This window comes from Candidatus Contubernalis alkalaceticus, assembly GCF_022558445.1.
Classification (GTDB): Bacteria; Bacillota; Dethiobacteria; order SKNC01; family SKNC01; genus Contubernalis; species Contubernalis alkaliaceticus.
This window is the reverse complement of sequence record NZ_CP054699.1, coordinates 2,526,813-2,546,636: the sequence shown is the minus strand read 5'-3', so window position 1 is coordinate 2,546,636 and position 19,824 is coordinate 2,526,813. Positions and strand designations below refer to the sequence as shown.

The 19,824-nt window shown below is 44.2% G+C and carries 17 protein-coding genes, 1 other RNA gene and 1 other annotated feature; of the genes, 17 read left to right on the top strand and 1 reads right to left on the bottom strand.

The genetic code is table 11. The annotated features are described in order from the left end of the window. Positions 1–132: 132 nt before the first annotated feature. The 11 genes from aroB (at position 133) to aspS (ending at position 15,676) form a co-directional block, all read left to right on the top strand. Entirely contained in the window at positions 133–1,239 is a 1,107-nt protein-coding gene (gene aroB / locus HUE98_RS12760; protein WP_241421013.1) for a 3-dehydroquinate synthase, read from the top strand. Between the two features lie 240 nt (positions 1,240–1,479). Continuing rightward, positions 1,480–3,192, top strand: coding sequence for an ABC-ATPase domain-containing protein (locus tag HUE98_RS12755; RefSeq protein ID WP_241421012.1), 1,713 nt, complete (start codon positions 1,480–1,482; stop codon positions 3,190–3,192). A gap of 121 nt (positions 3,193–3,313) precedes the next feature. After that, positions 3,314–3,988 (top strand): HD domain-containing protein, encoded by a 675-nt coding sequence (locus HUE98_RS12750; RefSeq protein ID WP_241421011.1) that lies wholly within the window; start codon positions 3,314–3,316, stop codon positions 3,986–3,988. A 40-nt stretch (positions 3,989–4,028) separates the two neighbouring features. Then, positions 4,029–5,303, top strand: coding sequence for a protein translocase subunit SecD (gene secD, locus HUE98_RS12745; RefSeq protein ID WP_241421010.1), 1,275 nt, complete (start codon positions 4,029–4,031; stop codon positions 5,301–5,303). Next, positions 5,281–6,177, top strand: a complete 897-nt coding sequence (gene secF, locus HUE98_RS12740; protein ID WP_241421009.1) for a protein translocase subunit SecF — start codon at positions 5,281–5,283, stop codon at positions 6,175–6,177. Before secD ends, secF begins: the two co-directional genes overlap by 23 nt. A gap of 242 nt (positions 6,178–6,419) precedes the next feature. Next, entirely contained in the window at positions 6,420–6,791 is a 372-nt protein-coding gene (locus HUE98_RS12735) for a LapA family protein (protein WP_241421008.1), read from the top strand. A gap of 42 nt (positions 6,792–6,833) precedes the next feature. Then, entirely contained in the window at positions 6,834–9,287 is a 2,454-nt protein-coding gene (recJ, locus tag HUE98_RS12730; RefSeq protein ID WP_241421007.1) for a single-stranded-DNA-specific exonuclease RecJ, read from the top strand. Next, positions 9,284–11,440: a RelA/SpoT family protein gene (locus HUE98_RS12725; protein WP_241421006.1), complete on the top strand. Its 2,157-nt coding sequence runs from the start codon at positions 9,284–9,286 to the stop codon at positions 11,438–11,440. The genes recJ and HUE98_RS12725 overlap by 4 nt, the downstream gene beginning before the upstream one ends. A gap of 15 nt (positions 11,441–11,455) precedes the next feature. Then, positions 11,456–11,893 (top strand): D-aminoacyl-tRNA deacylase, encoded by a 438-nt coding sequence (gene dtd / locus HUE98_RS12720; RefSeq protein WP_241421005.1) that lies wholly within the window; start codon positions 11,456–11,458, stop codon positions 11,891–11,893. A 135-nt stretch (positions 11,894–12,028) separates the two neighbouring features. Continuing rightward, positions 12,029–12,289: a binding site (T-box leader), on the top strand. 160 nt (positions 12,290–12,449) lie between these two features. After that, complete coding sequence (gene hisS, locus HUE98_RS12715; protein WP_241421004.1) at positions 12,450–13,709, top strand: histidine--tRNA ligase; 1,260 nt, start codon at positions 12,450–12,452, stop codon at positions 13,707–13,709. A 197-nt stretch (positions 13,710–13,906) separates the two neighbouring features. Continuing rightward, positions 13,907–15,676 carry an aspartate--tRNA ligase gene (aspS, locus tag HUE98_RS12710; RefSeq protein WP_241421003.1) on the top strand — a complete coding sequence of 590 codons (1,770 nt, stop codon included), beginning with the start codon at positions 13,907–13,909 and terminating at the stop codon, positions 15,674–15,676. 1 nt (position 15,677) lies between these two features. Here the strand turns inward: aspS and HUE98_RS12705 are convergent, their stop codons facing one another. Further along, on the bottom strand, positions 15,678–15,959 hold the full coding sequence (locus HUE98_RS12705; RefSeq protein ID WP_241421002.1) for a hypothetical protein: 282 nt from the start codon (positions 15,957–15,959) through the stop codon (positions 15,678–15,680). 168 nt (positions 15,960–16,127) lie between these two features. Between HUE98_RS12705 and ssrS the strand changes: the two genes are divergently transcribed. The 6 genes from ssrS to mraZ all read left to right on the top strand — a co-directional run bounded on the left by ssrS (position 16,128) and on the right by mraZ (position 19,815). Next, a non-coding RNA gene (gene ssrS / locus HUE98_RS12700) (6S RNA) lies at positions 16,128–16,308 on the top strand. A 74-nt stretch (positions 16,309–16,382) separates the two neighbouring features. Beyond that, positions 16,383–16,652: a metal-sensitive transcriptional regulator gene (locus HUE98_RS12695; RefSeq protein ID WP_241421001.1), complete on the top strand. Its 270-nt coding sequence runs from the start codon at positions 16,383–16,385 to the stop codon at positions 16,650–16,652. Positions 16,653–16,689: 37 nt separating this feature from the next. Continuing rightward, on the top strand, positions 16,690–18,039 hold the full coding sequence (mgtE, locus tag HUE98_RS12690; RefSeq protein ID WP_241421000.1) for a magnesium transporter: 1,350 nt from the start codon (positions 16,690–16,692) through the stop codon (positions 18,037–18,039). Positions 18,040–18,146: 107 nt separating this feature from the next. Next, complete coding sequence (locus HUE98_RS12685) at positions 18,147–18,692, top strand: pyruvate kinase alpha/beta domain-containing protein (RefSeq protein ID WP_241420999.1); 546 nt, start codon at positions 18,147–18,149, stop codon at positions 18,690–18,692. 213 nt (positions 18,693–18,905) lie between these two features. Further along, on the top strand, positions 18,906–19,088 hold the full coding sequence (locus HUE98_RS12680) for a hypothetical protein (protein WP_241420998.1): 183 nt from the start codon (positions 18,906–18,908) through the stop codon (positions 19,086–19,088). A 283-nt stretch (positions 19,089–19,371) separates the two neighbouring features. Then, complete coding sequence (gene mraZ, locus HUE98_RS12675; RefSeq protein WP_241420997.1) at positions 19,372–19,815, top strand: division/cell wall cluster transcriptional repressor MraZ; 444 nt, start codon at positions 19,372–19,374, stop codon at positions 19,813–19,815. The last annotated feature ends 9 nt before the right edge of the window (positions 19,816–19,824 follow it).

Sequence of the window (19,824 nt, the reverse complement as noted above, 5' to 3'; positions counted from 1 at the left end):
TTATTCCATTTAAACGCCAAAGTAACAGTAGAATAACAGGGCTTCAGAATGAAATACAGATAAATTAAAATGTAAGTTAAATTGAGAGAAGACATAAACAATATAGTAAAGTGGGAAAGGGTAGGCCTGCATATGAAAATCAAGGAACTGTCTGTAGAGCTGGAAAGCCGCAGTTATATTATAAAAGTTGGATATGATTTTTTAGAATCCCTGGGGGAGGAACTGAAACGCCTGGGGTTTAAGGGCCAGCTGTTGGTTATTACCGATGAGAATGTGTTTCCTCTATATGGAACAAAATGCCTGCGGGGTCTTGAAAGTGCTGGTTTTTCTGCTAAAATTGAGGTTGTTCCTGCAGGAGAAGGTTCTAAAAGTTGGCCGGCCATGGATAAACTGCTGACTTCTGCTCTGGAGTTTGGAATGGACCGGGATTCAGGAATTGTTGCTTTAGGGGGCGGTGTGGTGGGTGATTTGGCCGGATTTGTAGCTGCCACCTATCTTCGGGGGGTCTCATATGTTCAGGTTCCTACTACGCTGCTGGCTCAGGTGGACAGCAGTGTAGGGGGAAAGGTGGCCATCAACCACCCCCGGGCAAAGAATATGATCGGTGCCTTTTACCAGCCACAACTGGTGTTTATTGATTTAAAAACATTGGAAACTTTGCCTGAAAGGGAATTAAGGTCCGGTATGGCTGAGGTGGTTAAGTACGGCATAATTAGGGACCGGGATTTTTTTGATTACTTGTTGAATGAATTAACTCTAGAACTTAAACAAACAAAAGATTTTTATCAGAGTATTGTTTACAGGTCATGTGCTATAAAGGCAGAAGTGGTTTCTGTAGATGAAAGAGAAAGTGGCCTTAGAGCCATTTTAAACTTTGGGCATACCCTGGGTCATACCCTGGAGTCATCTGCTTCCTATAAGTATTTCAATCACGGGGAAGCAGTGAATTACGGGATGCTGCTGGCCTCCCGCCTGGCTTGCAGCCGGGGGCTTTTAGACAGAGATTCCCTGACAACTATTGAAAAATTATTATTTCGCCTGGGGTTTAAGGAACTGCCATCGGATTTGACTGTGGAAGGGATTAAAGAAGGGTTGAAGTATGATAAAAAACGTCGAGAGGGAAAAATAGTTTTTATTCTTCCGGAAGAAATAGGGAAAGTCCGGGAATATACCGACATTCCTGGGGAATGTTTAGACTGGCTCATAACAGATTTTTTGAAAGAATTTAAAAAAAAGTAAAAGACTCTAGGGAAACTGCATGTCAGCAGTTTTTTTTTATAGAAGATTAAGGCAGAAGAAGCTGCTTTAAAATCTTTTCCAACCTCCGGCATTAAACTAATGTTTAATCGGGAATTTTTTAAATTGGTGGTATAATTGATATTTTTGTAAAAAACATTTATAATAAATAACAATCTGTAGGAGTTATTAATTAAAAAGAACTATAAGGTGTATTTATAATAGAATTACAGGAGTGGTTGAATGAAGTCAAAGGATTATCTGGGAAGTACTCTAAAACGAATAGAAGGAAAAGGTTATAAAGCATATAAGGATATTCAGGGCAGTTACGATTTTAAAGAGTTTCAACTGTACATGGACTATGTGCAGGGGGACCCCTTTGCCTCTCCCTCCCGATTAAGAGTCAGGGTGCCCCAGAAAAGAGCTCAGTTTCCTAAAAGCTTTTTTTCATCCCGGGTACGGAGGATTGCCCTGGAGGATTACCTTACCCGGGAGTTTGGTGAGGCCATCAGCCGGGTGGCTAAAAGGAGCCGGGGGACCGGTATGAGTGGAATTATTTATATCGATAACTGTGGTCAGGAAATTTTAGAAAGAACCTCCATGGTGGTAACAATGGAATATGTGGAGGCCAGGATTTCCTTAGGGCTCCCTGCTCAGGGAAGGAGGGTTCTGGCTAAGGAAGCAGCCGACATGTTTTTTAAAGAGATACCTCTTATGGTGAAGGAGGCAATGCTCTATGAAAATCTGGACTCTGAAAGAATAAGAAACCATGTGGAGGGAAACGAAGACCAGGAATTTTTAAGGCAGGAGCTTTTGAAGAGAGGCCTGGTTTGTTTTGTGGGAGATGGTTCCATATTACCTCGAAAAAGCGGGGTAATAGATCTGCCCATGGATCGGGAAACAGCGACACCCTTTTCTTCTCCCCGGGAACTACAGGTGGAAGTTGATCTGCCTAATGTCGGAAGAGTGAAGGGTATGGGTATCCCCGCAGGGATTACTCTTATTGTAGGCGGTGGATATCATGGAAAGTCTACCCTGCTTCGGGCGGTGGAAAGGGGGGTGTATAACCATATACCTGGAGACGGCCGGGAAAGAGTGGTTGCACTGGAGGACGCAGTTAAAATCCGAGCTGAAGACAAAAGAAGGGTAGAGAAGGTAAATATCAGTCCCTTTATCAACAATCTTCCTTTCTTAAAAGATACTGTAGGTTTTTCCACAGAAGAGGCCAGCGGTTCTACCTCTCAGGCGGCTAACATTATGGAATCTTTGGAGATGGGGGCCCGGTTGTTTCTTTTAGATGAGGATACCTCGGCCACCAATTTTATGATTCGGGATGTGCGTATGCAGTCTTTGGTGTCCAGGGATAAAGAGCCTATTACTCCTTTTATCGACAAGGTTAAACTCTTAAAAAAGGATCTGGATGTTTCCACAATCATGGTGCTGGGGGGATCAGGGGATTATTTTGACGTGGCTGACCGGGTAATTATGATGGATCAGTACCAGGCTCGGGATGTAACCTCAAAGGCTAGAGAAATTACCGAACAATACCGGACTGAACGTATTGAGGAGGGCGGCGGAGAATTTGGTCAAATAATTCATCGTATACCGTTAAAAAAAGGCCTGGATCCTACCCGTAAAGGAAAGACTAAGATTTCTGCCAGGGGCCTTTACAGCCTGCAGTTCGGTCGCCAGGAAATTGATCTATCATTGGTGGAGCAGCTGGTGCAGGCAAGTCAAACCCGGGCTATTGGAGATATCATGTTATTTTGCGGTCATCTAATTGATGGGAAAAAAACTTTACGGGAAATAATTGAAATTACCCTGCAGCAGATAGAAATACAGGGTCTGGATCTGCTGTCGCCCTATCGGGGGCAGCATCCAGGGGAGTATGCCCTACCCCGGAAATATGAAATTGCCGCTGCTTTTAACCGTCTTAGAACCTTTCATGCCTTTTAAAAATATACTGTGGGATTAAGAGGATTTTATTTAGAAAAAGAGAAGTAATCCCTTTAACACGTTCAGTTTATAGTAGGGGAATAATAACCCTGCTGTTGGAAAAGGAGGGAAAAGAGAAAAAATGCAGGAAACTAAGCTGATTACCCTGGAGGATATTAAGCAAGACCAGCAGGTAAAGATATATATTGAAAAGGCTAATGATCAACTGGGAGCTTTAGGTTTTACCGAGCATGGTTTTCGGCATTGTAATCTGGTGGCCAAAATTGCTTACAATATTTTGTCCCGGTTGGGTTACCCGGAGAGAGAAGCTCAGTTGGCGGGGATTGCGGGATACCTGCATGATATCGGAAATGTGGTGAGCCGATACGGCCACGCTCAGACGGGGGCCAATATTTGTTTGAATATCTTAGATCGGATAGGAATGCCCTATCATGAGATTGCTGATATTGTTTCCGCTATAGGAAACCATGATGAGAAGGAGGGACGGGTGGTTAATCCAGTTTCAGCAGCCCTTATTCTGGCCGATAAATCCGACGTGCATCGTTCCAGGGTCAGGAATGCAGACTGTTCCAACTTTGATATTCATGACCGTGTAAACTTTGCGGTCCAGAGGTCTTTTTTACGGATTGACAAGGACTCCAAAATGATTACTCTGGAGCTGGTCATTGATCCTGTAATTAGTCAGGTTATGGAGTATTTTGAAATATTTTTGAGCCGCATGATCCTGTGCCGCAGGGCAGCGGACTTTCTAAATACCCAGTTTTCTCTGGTTATCAATGATACCAGGCTGCTATAATAAATAATTAAATTATCAATAATAGGAATGGGGAAATAATATGAAGAAAAAGACAAAAAAAGGGAAACAGACCGCCCGTAAATCCCTCTCCTTGTTTTTAGGTTTGTTGATTCTGCTTTCCGCTGTTTCTTACCTGACTTACAGCCAGATCCAGTCCCATCTAAAACTAGGACTTGATCTGGAGGGGGGCGTGTATGTGCTTCTTGAGGCCAGGGAAGAGGACGGTGAAGTGGAGAAGGATACTATAGAGAGGGCTATTACCATTATTCGAAACAGGATTGACGAGTTCGGTGTAACGGAGCCTGTTATACAGCAGGAGGGGGACAAACGAATAAGGGTAGAACTTCCCGGCATCGATGACCCGGGACGAGCTATTGATATTATAGGCCGTACTGCCCTCTTAACTTTCGAGGATCCCCAGGAGAACGTTGTGCTCACCGGGGCCAACCTGAAAGAGGCAACTTTCACTCTGGACAGGTTTGGACATCCGGCGGTAGGCCTTGAATTTGACGGGGAGGGAGCGGCTAAATTTAAAGAGGCTACCAGAAAGCTGGCGGGCACCGGACTTCCCATCTATATTAAGTTGGACGGCGAGGTAGTTTCAGAGCCCCGTGTGGAAAATGTAATTGACGACGGAAATGCTATTATTACCGGTAGATTTTCTGCTCAGGAGGTAAATGATCTGGTGCTGATATTACGCTCTGGAGCACTTCCGGTTGAGTTAGTGGAACTAGAAACCCGTACTGTGGGGTCTACCCTGGGAAGGGATTCCCTGGACAGGAGTTTGAGGGCAGGGTTTATCGGTTTTGGGTTGTTGTTTATCTTTATGCTGTTGGTGTACCGGACGATAGGTCTTATTGCCAGTTTTTCTCTAGGGGTTTACGTGGCCCTGGTTTTAGGTATTTTGACGGCCTTGAATGCTACTTTGACCCTGCCGGGAATAGCAGGATTGATACTTTCTGTGGGGATGGCGGTTGATGCCAATGTGATTATTTTTGAAAGGTTTAAGGAGGAATTCCGCAGCGGCCGAACTTTACGGTCTGCGTTAGAAGCGGGGTTTAAAAATGCTTTAAGCACCATAATGGATGCCAATATCACCACCTTGATTGCTGCCGGTGTCCTCTTTTATTTCGGTACCGGGCCGGTTAGAGGTTTTGCGGTAACTCTTACGGTAGGAATTTTGACCAGTATGTTTACGGCTATTGTGCTAACCCGTTACTTGCTCCGGTATCTTATTGGTGCCAATATTATTACTAATCCGAAACTGTTCGGAGTCAGGGGGATAGAAGATTATGTCACGTCTACGGATCATTAATTATCGGAAATATACCTTTCTTTTCTCCTCGTTTATCATCGTAATAGGAATCATCTCCCTGGCAGTAAACGGGCTGAATATGGGAATTGACTTTACCGGTGGTACCGTGCTTCATTATAGAATCGGACAATCCTATGAAGTGGAGGAGGTCCGGGAGATTTTGCAGGATTTCAATCTGGAGGGAAGTACTATTCAAAAGACAGGGCACGAAGGCATTTTTGATGCGGAAAAAGATGAGGTCATCATAAAGACGGTTTATCTTTCCGAGGAAGAACGCCGGGAAATATTTCAGGAATTTCAGGACAGATGGGACTTAACAGAGGAAGCTATTATCAGCGAAGATAACGTGGGCCCTGTAATTGGTGAGGAGTTGAAGCGTAATGCTTTCCTGGCTTTGTTGGTAGCTACTGCAGCCATGATTGCCTACATCACCATACGGTTTGAATTTAAGTTTGCCCTTTCGGCCATTGTTGCCCTGGTCCACGATCTCATTATTCTGCTGGCGATATTCTCTCTGCTGAGGATTGAGGTAAACAGTGAATTCGTGGCGGCCATTTTAACTATCTTTGGTTATTCTATTAACGATACCATCGTGGTCTTTGACCGAATTCGGGAAAATTTAAAAGTTATGAAAAAGGACAAAATTATTGCCATTGTTAATGAAAGTATTAACCAGACCATAACCCGTTCCATCAATACTTCTGTAACTACACTGTTGGCACTGACGGCCTTGTTTGTCTTTGGAGGTATTACCCTTCGTCCCTTAATTACAGCGCTGCTGGTGGGGGTTATCAGTGGAACTTATTCATCGATCTTTATAGCCAGTCCAGTCTGGTTTACTTTGAAGCAGATGGAGGTTTCGGGGAGGAAATAAGTGTCTTTTAGATACTATTTTTCAAATCATTAGTATGATATAATTGTGGTTATCATAAGGAAAAAATACCCTATCCTCTTCCAAGAGACGACAGGGTGTTGGATTCACGAAAACCTGCCGCTTTAGTGGGTAGGGGGAGCTAGAATTGGGGATAGTTCGGTTATCCCCAATTTTTGCATATTGACTCTTTGACGGGCTGTCCATGTGGTGACAGGTGACGCAAATGATTGGGAGGTGATAAGATGCAGTTGGGAGTTATAGTGGCCCTGTTGTTCAGTATTTTAATTGCTTTATTTGCTATACTGAACAACGAAGTGGTAGAGATAAATTATCTGTTGGGCAGGGCTCCGGTTTCGGTGGTCATTGTCATTTTAGCTTCTGCTTTTACGGGAGCTTTGATTGTGGGATTGTTCAGCCTGGTAGGCCGGGTTAAATCCGGTTTTCGTTCCAGGGAACACCAGAGCCACCTGAAAAAGCTGGAGGATGATTTGAATCAGATGGCACAAAGGGAGTCTGATCTTTTAGAACAGGTTTCCCGGTTGGAACAGGAACTGTCTGGGGTAGAGGAACAAGAACCGATGAAAAAATATACTCAGGATTTAACCCTAGAGTAAAAAGATTTGTCGGGGCAGGGGATTCATATTGGGGGAAATAGTATGCATTGTTTTCAATATAGTTGGCAGTTAAAGGAAGGGGATCCGGCCTTACGAGATAGGCTCAGTGCTGCGTTGAAGGTGAAGCCTGTGATAGCTCAACTGCTCATAAATCGAGGTATCACCGATGCTGTACAGGGGAGAAGATTTTTATATCCCCGACTGGAGGATTTAAATGATCCAGAGAGCCTGAAAGGGTTGATTTCTGCCCGGGATCGCCTGAAAGAAGCCCTGGATAAGGGAAAAAATATTGTGGTTTACGGGGATTATGATGTGGACGGTATTACCGGCACAGTTATCCTGGTTACTTTTTTAAGAAAGCTGGGGGGCAGTGTTTCCTACTATATCCCTCATAGGCTTACGGAGGGCTATGGACTGAACAGTGCAGCTCTAGATAGACTGAAGGAGCAGGGTGCAGACGTGGTAGTTACCGTGGATTGTGGAATCAGTTCTCTGGTGGAGGTAGAGCACGCCAAAAAACTGGGGTTGGAAATTATTGTTACTGACCATCATACCCCTTTGGATTCTCTGCCCGAATGTGTTATTTTGAACCCAAAACAGGCTGAGTGTGGTTATCCTTTTAAAGAGCTGGCAGGAGTGGGAGTTGCTTTTAAATTATTGCAGTCCTTTCTGCCTCGGGAACAGTGGGAGGAATATTTGGACCTGGTGGCTTTGGGGACTATTGCTGATATAGTTTGTCTCTTGGATGAAAATCGGGTGCTTACTCGTTATGGGATGGATCAGCTGAATGTGTCCTCAAGGCCTGGGGTACAGGCTCTTAAGGAGGCCTGTGGTTTTGGGGGCCGGGAGATCAGCTCCGGGCAGATTTCTTTTTCTTTAGCCCCCCGTTTGAATGCCGCCGGCAGGATTGGGCAAACAGAAAAAGCAGTAGAGCTGCTTTTAACTTCTTCCAAAGATAGAGCCCAGGAATTGGCTGCACTTTTAAACGGTTTTAATCAGGAAAGGCAGAAGATTGAAGGGAAAATTTTAAAAGAAGCTGTAAAGGAAATAGAAGAGAAGGGTGTGGAGGGAAAGAAGGTTATTGTCCTGGCTCGGGAGGGATGGCATTCCGGGGTTATGGGAATTGTGGCTTCTCGACTGGTGGATAATTATGGGCGGCCGGTGGTTATAATTTCCTTAGAGGGAGAAGAGGGCAGGGGTTCTGCCCGAAGTGTGGAGGGTTTTAACCTGATTGGAGCTATCCAAGGGTGTGCGGACCTTTTAATCCGATACGGCGGTCACCAGCAGGCGGCAGGTTTAACCATATCCCATTCCTGTATTCAAGAATTTGAGCGGCAGATTAATCATGATGCTGAGAAAATGCTTCCTTCTCAAGTATTGGGGCGGAAAATTTCACTGGAAGCGGAACTGGAGGCCTCCCAAATTGACCTGGAACTATTGGATCAGCTGAATCTTTTAAGTCCTTTTGGACAGGGAAACCCCCTCCCTTATTTTAAGACCTCAGAACTGGAGGTAGAAAGCTTTCATTTTGTGGGGAAACAGAAAAATCATCTGAAGATGAAGCTTAAAAACGGTGAAAATCTACTGGAGGCCATCGCTTTTAAAATGGAAGACCGGGAACTGCAGTTAATGGGAAGGAAAGTTTCCGCCGCATACCTGTTGGAGGATAATTTCTGGGGGGAACTTAGAACTCCGGTGATGCAGCTGAAGGATTTACACTTTTGTGATTCTACAAAGGCCGGTGGCATTATGGTTATAGACCGCCGGGGCCTGGACAAAAAAGAGAAATATCTTCGGGCGTTAGCGGAACAGAAGAATTGTTTGGTGTATATAAATACCTTGGGGCAGAAGAAGAGATTATCCCAACTCCTGGGGAAGGACCGGGGCTGTTTCTATTCTCACCAGGGATGTATAAATGATCAGGTTTTAGGAAATATTGAAAACTTAATAATTTATGACCTGCCCCTGGAAGAGGAAAAACTTTCTTCTCTGGTAAAGGCACTCTCCGGAGCCATGGGAAACGTGAGCTTACACCTGCTCTACGGTCAGGAGGACTTCAAGGCTAACCGGGTTTTTCTGCAGGCGATTTTGCCTCAAAGAAACAGTCTTATACGATTATTTAAGGCAATCAAAAAGGTGGAACGACAGGGAAATATACAGGTAAAAGAATTGATTACATATTTAAAAAATGATAAACCTTTCAGTTATACAGATCATCTTTTAAAAAAGAGCCTGGACATATTCCAGGAAATAAACCTTTTGGAACCCATAGACCAGGGTTCGGGTAATTTTAGGATGCTCAGTTCCCAAGAGGTAGGGGATCTAAGCCAATCTCAAGTATATCAAGATAACTTGAGTTTGTGGAAGGACTTGGAAGCATTTCAAACCTTCCTGCTGCAGGAGGATAAGAGCACTATTGTCTCTTTTTTTGTCGGCAGCCAGGTAGATGATACTCTCTACAGTGAAGTACCGCTATTAAAGAAGGTGGTCCAATGAGCTTGGAGATGGTTAAGAAAAAATTTCAATCCTACAGCCCTGATGGTAACTGGGCCATTATTGAAAAGGCTTATTCTTTTGCCTTAAAGGTCCATGCAGGGCAAAAGAGGGTTTCTGGAGAGGTGTACATTATTCATCCCCTGGGCGTGGCCCAAATTATTGCTGATTTGGAGCTGGACCCGGTGACTATTGCTGCAGGAATTTTACACGATGTGGTAGAGGACACCGAAACTTCCCTGGAGGAACTTCGGGAAATTTTCGGAGAGGAGATTAGCCTGTTGGTTGATGGGGTGACCAAGCTGAGTAAGCTGCAGTTCACCTCCAAGGAGGAACATCAGGCAGAGAATCTCCGGAAGATGTTTGTAGCTATGGCCAAGGATATACGGGTAATCCTTATTAAATTGGCGGACCGTCTTCACAACATGAGGACCTTAAAATATCTGTATCCAGCCAAGCGAAAGGAAATTGCCACAGAGACCCTGGAAATTTATGCGCCTCTGGCCCACCGCTTAGGTATTTATAAGGTGAAATGGGAATTGGAGGATTTGGCTTTTCGGTTTCTGGAACCGGAGAAATATTATAACCTGGTGGACCGATTGGTGAAAAAGAGAGAAGACCGGGAGGAGTTCATTTCCCGGGTAATTATCAGGTTAAAGGAACGGTTGGAGGACGTGGGCATTGAAGCTGACATTCAGGGGCGGCCCAAGCATCTTTACGGAATTTATGAAAAAATGGAGCGGCAGGACAAGGATATTAATGAGATATACGATCTGACGGGAATCCGATTGGTGGTTGAAAATATCAAAGACTGTTACGGGGCTTTAGGAATTGTCCACACTCTTTGGAGGCCAATACCAGGCAGGTTCAAGGATTTTATTGCCATGCCCAAAGCCAATATGTATCAATCTCTGCATACCACTGTAGTTTGTGCCAAAAATGAGCTTTTGGAGGTTCAGATTAGAACCTGGGAAATGCACCGTACCTCGGAATATGGAATTGCCGCTCACTGGCGCTATAAGGAGGGCGTTAAGGGGGATGAAGAATTCGAGGAGAAGCTTTCCTGGTTGAGGCAGCTGTTGGAGTGGCAGCAGGACCTGAAGGATGCTCATGAATTCATGGAAAATTTAAAGATTGATTTGTTTACTGACGAAGTTTTTGTTTTTACCCCTAAAGGGGATGTAATTAACCTTCCTGCGGGGGCTATTCCCCTGGATTTTGCCTATCGTATTCATACGGATATCGGGCACCGCTGCGTAGGGGCTAAGGTAAACGGTAGATTGGTACCCCTGGAATATAGATTGTCCACTGGAGATATTATGGAAATTATTACCTCAAAGCAGGGTACCCCCAGTCGGGATTGGCTAAAAATGGTCAAGAGTTCCCAGGCTAAGAGCAAAATTCGCAGCTGGTTTAAAAAAGAGAAGAAGGAAGAAAATATTATAAGGGGTAAAGAAATTCTGGAGAAAGAGTTGAGAAGGATTTACCTGGACCCCAGAGAGCTGCTGAAGCCGGCTATACTGGTGGAAATCGGCAAGAGGTTTAATCTACTTTCTGAGGAGGATGTTTATTCTGCAGTGGGCTACGGGGGAGTAACCCATCAGCAGATTATTACCCGGCTTCGAGAAGAACATAAAAAAATGCACAAGGACGAGGTTCCTCTGGAGGAACCTAAATTAAAGCCCTGGAAGGATAAGGCTAAAGCCGGCAAAGGGGTTCGCATTGAGGGTATGGATAACCTGTTAATCCGTTTTGCCAGATGCTGCAATCCTCTCCCCGGGGATCAGATTGTGGGCTTTATTACTCGGGGGCGGGGCGTGTCCATTCATCGGAAGGACTGTCCTAACATTTTGAGTCGTGAGGATTCTTTAGAGAGAGGTCTCAATGCCTCCTGGGAGCAGGACTCCAAGGTTTCTTATCCTGTGGAGGTGCAGATTACAGCCCTGGACCGTACTAACCTACTTCAGGAATTGGTGGCGGCAGTATCGGAAAGCAAGATTAACATTACGGCGGTGCACGGCCGGACTAATAAGAATCAGGTAGCCACTATTCATCTTACCATTGTGGTTCGGGACCTGGAGCATTTGCAGCATACTATGAACAGGCTGAGGAAGGTTAAGGACGTTTTTACCGTGGGAAGAACTACTTCCAATTAAGGAGATGTAAGTGAAGTGAGAGCAGTTGTGCAGAGGGTAAGCCGGGGAAGTGTTTTTGTAGAGGGTAAAGAAATAGGTTCCATCGGAAGAGGTGTGGTGGTGCTTTTGGGCGTGGGCATGGGAGATGACCTGTCCCATGCCCGTTTTCTGGCAGACAAAACAGCTAATTTAAGAATATTTGAAGACCTGGAGGGGAAGATGAACCTTTCTCTTTTGGATATACAGGGAGACGCTCTGGTGGTGTCCCAGTTTACTCTTTATGGTGACTGCCGCAAAGGCCGCAGGCCCAGCTTTATACATGCTGCCCCGCCAGAGGAGGCCCAAGGGCTTTATCTGAAATTTTGTGATTTTTTGAGGGAAACAGGGGTCAAGGTAGAAACTGGACAATTCCAGGCTATGATGAAGGTGGAAATCATAAATGAGGGCCCCGTTACTCTGCTTTTGGAGAAGTAGACCCTATTGATGCAGTGGTTGGTTATTTTTTTCTTTAGTAATTCGAATTCGGGGGACACCATACTTAATTACTATTCTCAATCGTTGACAAGCGGTTTAAAATTGTTTACAATCTATGCTATAAGTAAATTAGGAATAAAGGCATTGATCAGGAAGAGTAAGCAGACTTTACGGCATCAGGAAGGGGATAACGTGACTGAAATTATCCCTTGTTGGAAACTGCTGAAAAACCCCTGTTAGCCTCCTGCTGAAATCTTATGGAGAGTAGGCCCAGGACGGATTTCACCGTTAAAGAAAGAGATGATCCCCGGTCAGCTGGAAAAGAGGTTTTCTGGTGCCGTTAAGTTATGGGATATAAACAGGGTGGTACCGTGAGCAAGAGTCCTCGCCCCTGAAAAGAGTTTTCTTTTTCAGAGGCGAGATTTTTATTTTCAGAATTTTTCGTGGGCTTCCCTTAAAACAAGGATATGGTAAATCTTTAAATAAAATGTATTATTAAAAGCCAAGTGAATTAAATAAAAAAATAATAAAACTTGTGTAAACAGGAGGGAATCATATGCTGGCCAAGGCACCCCGGGGAACCCGGGATATACTGCCGGAGGAAGTGGAAAAGTGGTCAACCTTAGAGGCTTTTTTTCGGAATTTATGTAAAAATTATAATTATCGGGAAATCAGGACCCCCATTTTTGAACATACGGAACTTTTCAGCCGGAGTGTGGGGGAGGATACGGATATTGTGGGCAAGGAGATGTATACCTTTTTTGATAAGGGAAAGAGGAGCATGACTCTTCGGCCTGAGGGCACCGCTTCCACGGTGAGGGCTTTTTTAGAGCATAAATTGTATGCTCAGGCCCAACCCACAAAGCTATTTTATTTCGGACCTATGTTTCGCTATGACCGCCCTCAGGCCGGTAGATACCGGCAGTTCCATCAACTGGGAGCAGAGGTTTTTGGTTCTGTCAGTCCGGAAATCGACACTGAGGTTATTGCTTTGGCTATGGATTTCTTTCACAGTGTCGGGTTAAATCAATTATCTTTAGAAATCAACAGTGTAGGGTGTCCACAGTGTCGTCCCATTTATCGGGAGGAGATACAGAAAACGCTGGATAAATACCGAGGTGATCTTTGCCCCGACTGTCAGGGCCGTTTTGAGAACAACCCTCTACGCATTCTGGATTGTAAGGTGGAGAACTGTCAAGAAATAACTGAAACGGTTCCAGATATCTTGGATCATCTTTGTAGTTTTTGTGTTCAGCACTTTGAAGATGTTGTTTATTTTTTGAAGCTTTTGGATATTTCTTATCATATTAATCCCAAGCTGGTCCGGGGGTTGGACTATTATACTAAAACCGCATTTGAAATTGTGGATACCGGTCTGGGGTCGCAGAATTCACTGGGGGGAGGAGGCAGGTACGACGGTTTGGTGGAGACCTGTGGTGGAAGCCCAACTCCGGGAGTGGGTTTTGCCATTGGGGTAGAGCGGGTGCTCCTTTCCCTGGAACAGCAAAATATTCAAACGAAACTATTGGGAGTTCCCCGGATATTTGTGGCTGCGCTGGGGACAAAAGCTTCAGCCCGAGGCCTGCAGCTGATGACTGAACTTCGACGGCTGGGGATAGCAGCAGAAAAAGACTATCAGGACCGAAGCCTGAAGGCACAGATGAAACAAGCGGATCGGGTGGGAGCTTCTATTGTTTTAATCCTAGGGGAGGAAGAGTTGGAAAAGGGTAAAATAGTAATCAGAGATATGGTTAAAGGAGACCAGCAGGAGGTGGACCTGGAGGGGGTTACTGATTTTCTTAGAAGCAGCCTTTGATTCCTGTCTTTGGTTTTTATCTCTTTTTTTTAGGGTATAAGACCCTCACCTCTAAGCGTTAGCGTAGGTGGGGCTTATAATCAGGTGGAGTTGAGTCTCCTCCTGATTCCCCGATTTTTTAAGCTTGCTGATACGAGTTCACTTGTGGAAAAAGTGATGGTTAGAGAATGACAATATTTTTATGGAGGTAGTGAAGGATGAAAAAAACGCATGATTGCGGAACTCTCAGGTTAACAAATGTGGGAGATTCGGTTAGTTTAAGCGGTTGGATCCAGGTGCGACGGGATCACGGGGGGGTTATTTTTGTAGATTTAAGGGACCGAACTGGGATAGCCCAGGTGGTTTTTGACTGCGAAAGAAATAAGGAAATATTCCAATTGGCCCAAACTCTCCGCAGTGAATTTGTCATATCCATAGTAGGTGAGGTGACAGCTAGAAGCCAGGAAACGGTTAACCCTAAAATTCCCACCGGAGAGGTGGAAGTTTTTACAGAGGAACTAGAAATACTAAACGTATCTAAAACGCCGCCCATCTACGTGGAGGATGATAAAGATGTAGATGAAAACCTGCGGTTGAAATACCGCTACCTGGACTTGAGAAGACCGGAGATGCAGAAGAAATTGTTTATGCGTCATAATATTATCAAAAAAATTCGGGATTATCTGGATGATAAGGGCTTTTGGGAAGTGGAGACCCCGGTTTTAACCCGGAGCACTCCTGAGGGGGCCCGGGACTATCTGGTGCCAAGTCGAATGAAGCCCGGCAGTTTTTATGCTCTGCCCCAGTCTCCTCAGCTATTTAAGCAGCTCTTGATGGTGGCGGGGATGGAAAAATACTTTCAAATTGTCCGCTGCTTTCGGGATGAAGACTTGAGGGCAGACCGACAGCCGGAATTTACTCAACTGGATATGGAGATGTCCTTTGTGGATACAGAAGATATTCTAGCTTATATTGAAGGGCTGGTGCAGCATATCTATCGGGAGGTTTTAGGAGTGGAGCTGACCCTTCCCTTTCCCCGTATGTCCTATGGGGAAGCCATGGAACGATATGGCTCCGATAAACCTGACCTGCGATTCGGATTGGAGATTAAGGAGGTTTCTGACCTGGTTTCTGACAGCCAGTTTAAGGTTTTTACCGGTGCCATTAAAAAAGGAGGTATCGTTAGGGGAATTAACGCCAAAGGGGCAGCTTTTAGTCGAAAAGATGTGGATGACCTGACGGAATTCTGTATCCGTTTGGGTGCTAAGGGTCTGGCCTGGTTTATGGTGGGCCCTGAGGGATTGAAGTCTCCATTACTTAAATTTTTCACTTCTGAGAGGTTGGAGCAGTTGAGCCAGCGGATGGAAGCCCAAGAGGGTGATGTTCTGTTATTTGTGGCCGACGTCAAGGAGAAAGCAGAGGAAATTCTAGGGCATTTAAGAAATCAATTGGGCCATAAGATGGATTTAATCAAGGGGGGAGAAAATAATTTCCTTTGGTTGATAGATTTTCCATTACTGACCTATGACCCGGAGGAAAAAAGGTACGTGGCTAATCACCATCCATTCACCTCTCCCCGGGAGGAGGACATAAAGCTTATGGATAGTGAACCTGAAAAAATTCGAGCTCAGGCTTATGACCTGGTTTTGAACGGGTTGGAGGTGGGCGGTGGGAGTATTCGAATTCACCGCCGGGAAATGCAGGAAAAAATGTTTGAGCTTTTAGGTTTTTCCAATGATGAGGCCTATGAACAGTTTGGTTTTCTGCTGCAGGCCTTTGAATATGGGACACCTCCCCATGGGGGAATTGCTCTGGGACTTGATCGGTTGATTATGTTAATGCTGGGTGCTTCATCTATTCGAGAGGTTATTCCCTTCCCCAAAACTGCCGGAGGCAGCTGTCTTTTGACCGATGCTCCCGCTCCTGTTGAAGAAAAACAGCTGGAGGATCTACATATTGGACTCAAGCTGCCGGAAGGAGGGGCTTAACTCACTTTTTTTCAAATTGTTTGAACAAATCATGTATCACATTTGAGCCTCGGGAAATAATAAGTCCTGTAATCAAATAATCCAGGTATACAAAACTCACGGTAATATTAAGGAGAGTCAAAAGGCCGCTTTGGGTGACCAGACAGATGAGCATTCCTATAACGGCAGCTGCCTGTTTGCTTCCAATTTCCTTAAGGCCGGGGAAAATGGATTTGATGATTTCTGTCACAAATTCAACTATAAAGGCCAACACGGTTATTGTTGCTAGAGGTTCCATTGACATAATTCCACATCCTTTTTAAAAATGGTGAAAACACTTACTTGAGTATATTGGTATAAAAAGAAAACTATGTCATTTATTTTTACTTGCCTAATATTTTTGAATGTGATATTATAAGTTTACAAAAAAGTTTGAAAAAAGATAAACAAATTTAATATTATAAACTTTGAAGGGACCCTGCTGTGTGCGTATGACCCCGAGAAGTTTTGAGCTAACACTATGTTCATGGGAGCTTAACTCTATGTGTGGCGTATATGCCTTCTTTGAAAGGACATACAAAGCATGTAGGAGGGCACCCACCTGTGGGGGGAGCAGTTCAAAACAATCGGTTTCACGGCTCAGTGGGGTTTTTTATTGTTAAAAAAATTGTAATAAAAAGTGGGAAAAGCTATAATAATAGTTGGGTATGTTTTGGAGGTGATTTATATGATGGATGAAAGAAATAAAGAGTCTATAATTAACCGGTTGAGCCGGATTGAGGGTCAGGTTAAAGGTGTATCCCGTATGATAAAGGAGGAAAAATACTGTTCAGAGGTTTTGATTCAAATAGCAGCCACTCGATCAGCTCTGCACAGTGTGGGGGTACAGATGATAAAGGATCACTTAAGTCAATGTCTAGATACAGCCATTCGAGAGAACAGGAAAGATGAATTTGTTGAGGAGCTGGGAGAACTTTTTGCCAGGTATTTAAAATAATAATCAGCAGTTTATGGTAGGAAAGGAGGTGTGAAGGTTGCCAGCAAAAACAGTGCAAAAGCTTATAAAACTTTTAAAACAAAGAAACCAGGATTTAACCAATATCATGGATCAACTCCACCCCTCTGATTTGGCAGAAATTCTGGAGGGTCTGGAGGAAGAACAGCAGAAGGAACTCTTTGCCCTTTTAAGCGATGAGGAAGCTGCTCTGGTAATTCAGGAAATGGAGGATATTGACCAGGTTGCCCTCTTTAAGGTGCTGGACAAAGAGAGAGCCTCCTCTATTTTAAAGGAAATGTCCTCTGACGAGGCGGTAGACCTGTTAAGCGAGCTTTCCCAGGAGGACGCTCGGGAATTGCTGACCCGTATAGAAGATACGGAAGAAATTGAAGGCCTTTTAAAGTATGCGGAGGATACTGCCGGGGGTCTGATGACTACAGAGTATATCGCTCTTCCGGAAAACATGAATGTGGAAGAGGCTATTATAAGGCTCCGGGAAATAGCTGCAGAAGTAGAAACTGCTTACTATATTTATGTGATCGATGAAGAGAACCTTCTGATTGGAGTATTATCCTTAAGGGAGCTGATCAGTGCCAAAGACGGATCTTTGTTAAAAGATGTGATGAGGACCAACGTGATCAGTGTAGAGGTTGAGATTGACCAGGAGGAAGTTGCCCGTCTGGTTTCCCGTTACGACCTGTTGGCCATCCCCGTTGTGGACGAAAAGGGAAATATGCGGGGAATCATCACCGTTGACGATATCCTGGACGTTGTGGAGGAAGAGGCAACCGAGGATATATATCATTTTGTGGGAACATCGGAAGTTCGGGGCGTGGACCTTGTAAATGCCACGGTGTTTCAGGTGGCGGCCAAAAGGCTTCCCTGGCTTCTTGTCTGCCTGGTGGGCGGTTTAGCCTCCGGAAGAGTCATAGGGGTCTTTGAAGATACCCTGAAGGCCATCGTCGTTCTTGCCTTTTTTATCCCGGTAATAATGGATATGGGGGGAAACGTGGGCACCCAATCCTCCACAGTGTTTGTGCGAAGTTTGGCAACCGGGGAGATAGAGGCAAACGAAGTGTGGGGATACTTTTTTAAGGAAATTAGGGTGGGATTTCTTATGGGTACAGTCTGTGGTGTGATGGTCAGCCTGGCAGCTAATTTGCTAGAGCAGGGTCTTGCCCCATGGATTGGCGTGGTGGTGGGTATTGCCATGTTTTCCACAGTGACAGCAGCGGCAATCATCGGAACCCTGATTCCCCTATTGTTTTGGAAGATGGGAGCCGACCCGGCTCTGACTGCCGGACCTTTTGTGACAACTATAAAAGATATAACGGGTTTGATTATATTATTTTATACTGCTGTTTTATTTATGGATAAACTATTATGAGGATTAAATGATGTTATGAGTTTTACCAAATTTATTTTTTTTAAAAAATTCGAACATAGAGCAGAATGAAAGAAAAGAATGTAGAAATGCGAGGGAGGAAATTATTCATGTTATGGGATCAAAAAGGGATAGAGATGACTGAAAAAACCCTGGACCAGGCGGTTAAGAGAGGCGAAGAGCTGGGCATACAGCATTATGTGGTGGCTTCAAGTACTGGTTATACCGCCGGGCTTTTGGCTAAAAAGAAGGTGAACCTGGTTTGTGTTCGCTATCATATGGGGTTTAAAGAAGCAGGAAAGCAATTGATGTCGGAGGAAATTGAACAAGAGCTTAAGGGCCAGGGGGTGAAAGTGCTGACCACCACCCATCTGATGGGGGGTATTGACCGTGGTTTGGAAAACAAATTGGGGGGAGCGTATCCTCCCAGCATTGTGGCACATACTTTGAGGATGTTTGGCCAGGGTACTAAGGCAGCAGTTGAGATTTCTGTGATGGCCTTAGATGCCGGATTGATTCCTTATGGCAGCCCGGTGATTTCCATTGGAGGTTCAGGCCGGGGAGCAGATACTGCCCTGGTGATTCAGCCTGCCCATGCCAAGAATTTTTTTGATACTCAAATCAAGGAAACAATCTGTAAACCCCGGATTTTTTAAATCTTTCGATAATTTCGGAAGGATTTATGGATTCTTTAAAGAAAGGTATTATAAATATCATAAAAATCATACATAGTGACAAGAGTGTAAAATATTATTTTAGAATATTATTTCTGCCCAGGTCATACATTTACTAATATCCAAAAACTTAAGTTTTCTAGAGATTGGCAGGCAGGGGAAAATTAATATCCATAAAACCATTAGGAGGTTTCCATGGAACAAAGTGCCAAGCTGGTTCAATTTCTGTGTTTAACTTGTGGTCTGCAGGGTATGAAGGAATACAGCGCGGGAGAAGAGACAGAAACACTATTATGCTCCAGGTGCAGCAGTAAGGTTATATGTACTACAAAATTTTCAGAGGGTTCCATCATTTCTAATCTTTCTACAGCCAGATAATTTCATAAAAGTCAATGGAGGAATAGTTAATAACAGACGTGGGCCTCACTTTAGAATGAACATTCTTTGGGTCTAGAGTGGTAACTTATAAAGAACATAATGGGTGATTAAAAAGCAGGTATTAATTGGTTAACCGATTAATACCTGCTTTTTAATTATTTATATTTATTTTTAAAATTTTTTTAAAGCAGCAGGAATTTTAGAAAATAGAACGAATTAGAAATGGAAGTGGTGGAAAGTGGTGTAAAGTGGGTCAATAATATTCAAAGCGGTGGTAATGAATATGTTAATGGGAGAATATCAACATTCCATAGATGGAAAAGGGAGAATAATTATTCCCGCTCGCTTCAGAGAAGAACTGGGAGATAAATTTATTATAACCCGGGGACTGGATAGCTGTTTGTTTGTGTATCCTCAAGGGGAGTGGGAGAAATTAGAAAAAAAGCTTAAGGCTTTGTCCTTCACTAAGGCTGATGCCCGGGCTTTTACTCGGTTTCTTTTTTCAGGAGCGGTGGAGTGTGACACTGATAAGCAGGGTCGGGCCCTTATACCACAGAATCTCAGGGAACATGCGAATTTAGATAAAGAAGTGATCGTCATCGGAGTCTCAAGCCGGGTAGAGATTTGGAGCCGTGAGGATTGGGAAAAATATAAGGAAGAAGCAAACCTGTCCTTTGAAGAGATTTCTGAGAAAATAGCAGATCTGGATTTAGATATTAGTCTATAAAGGAAGGGA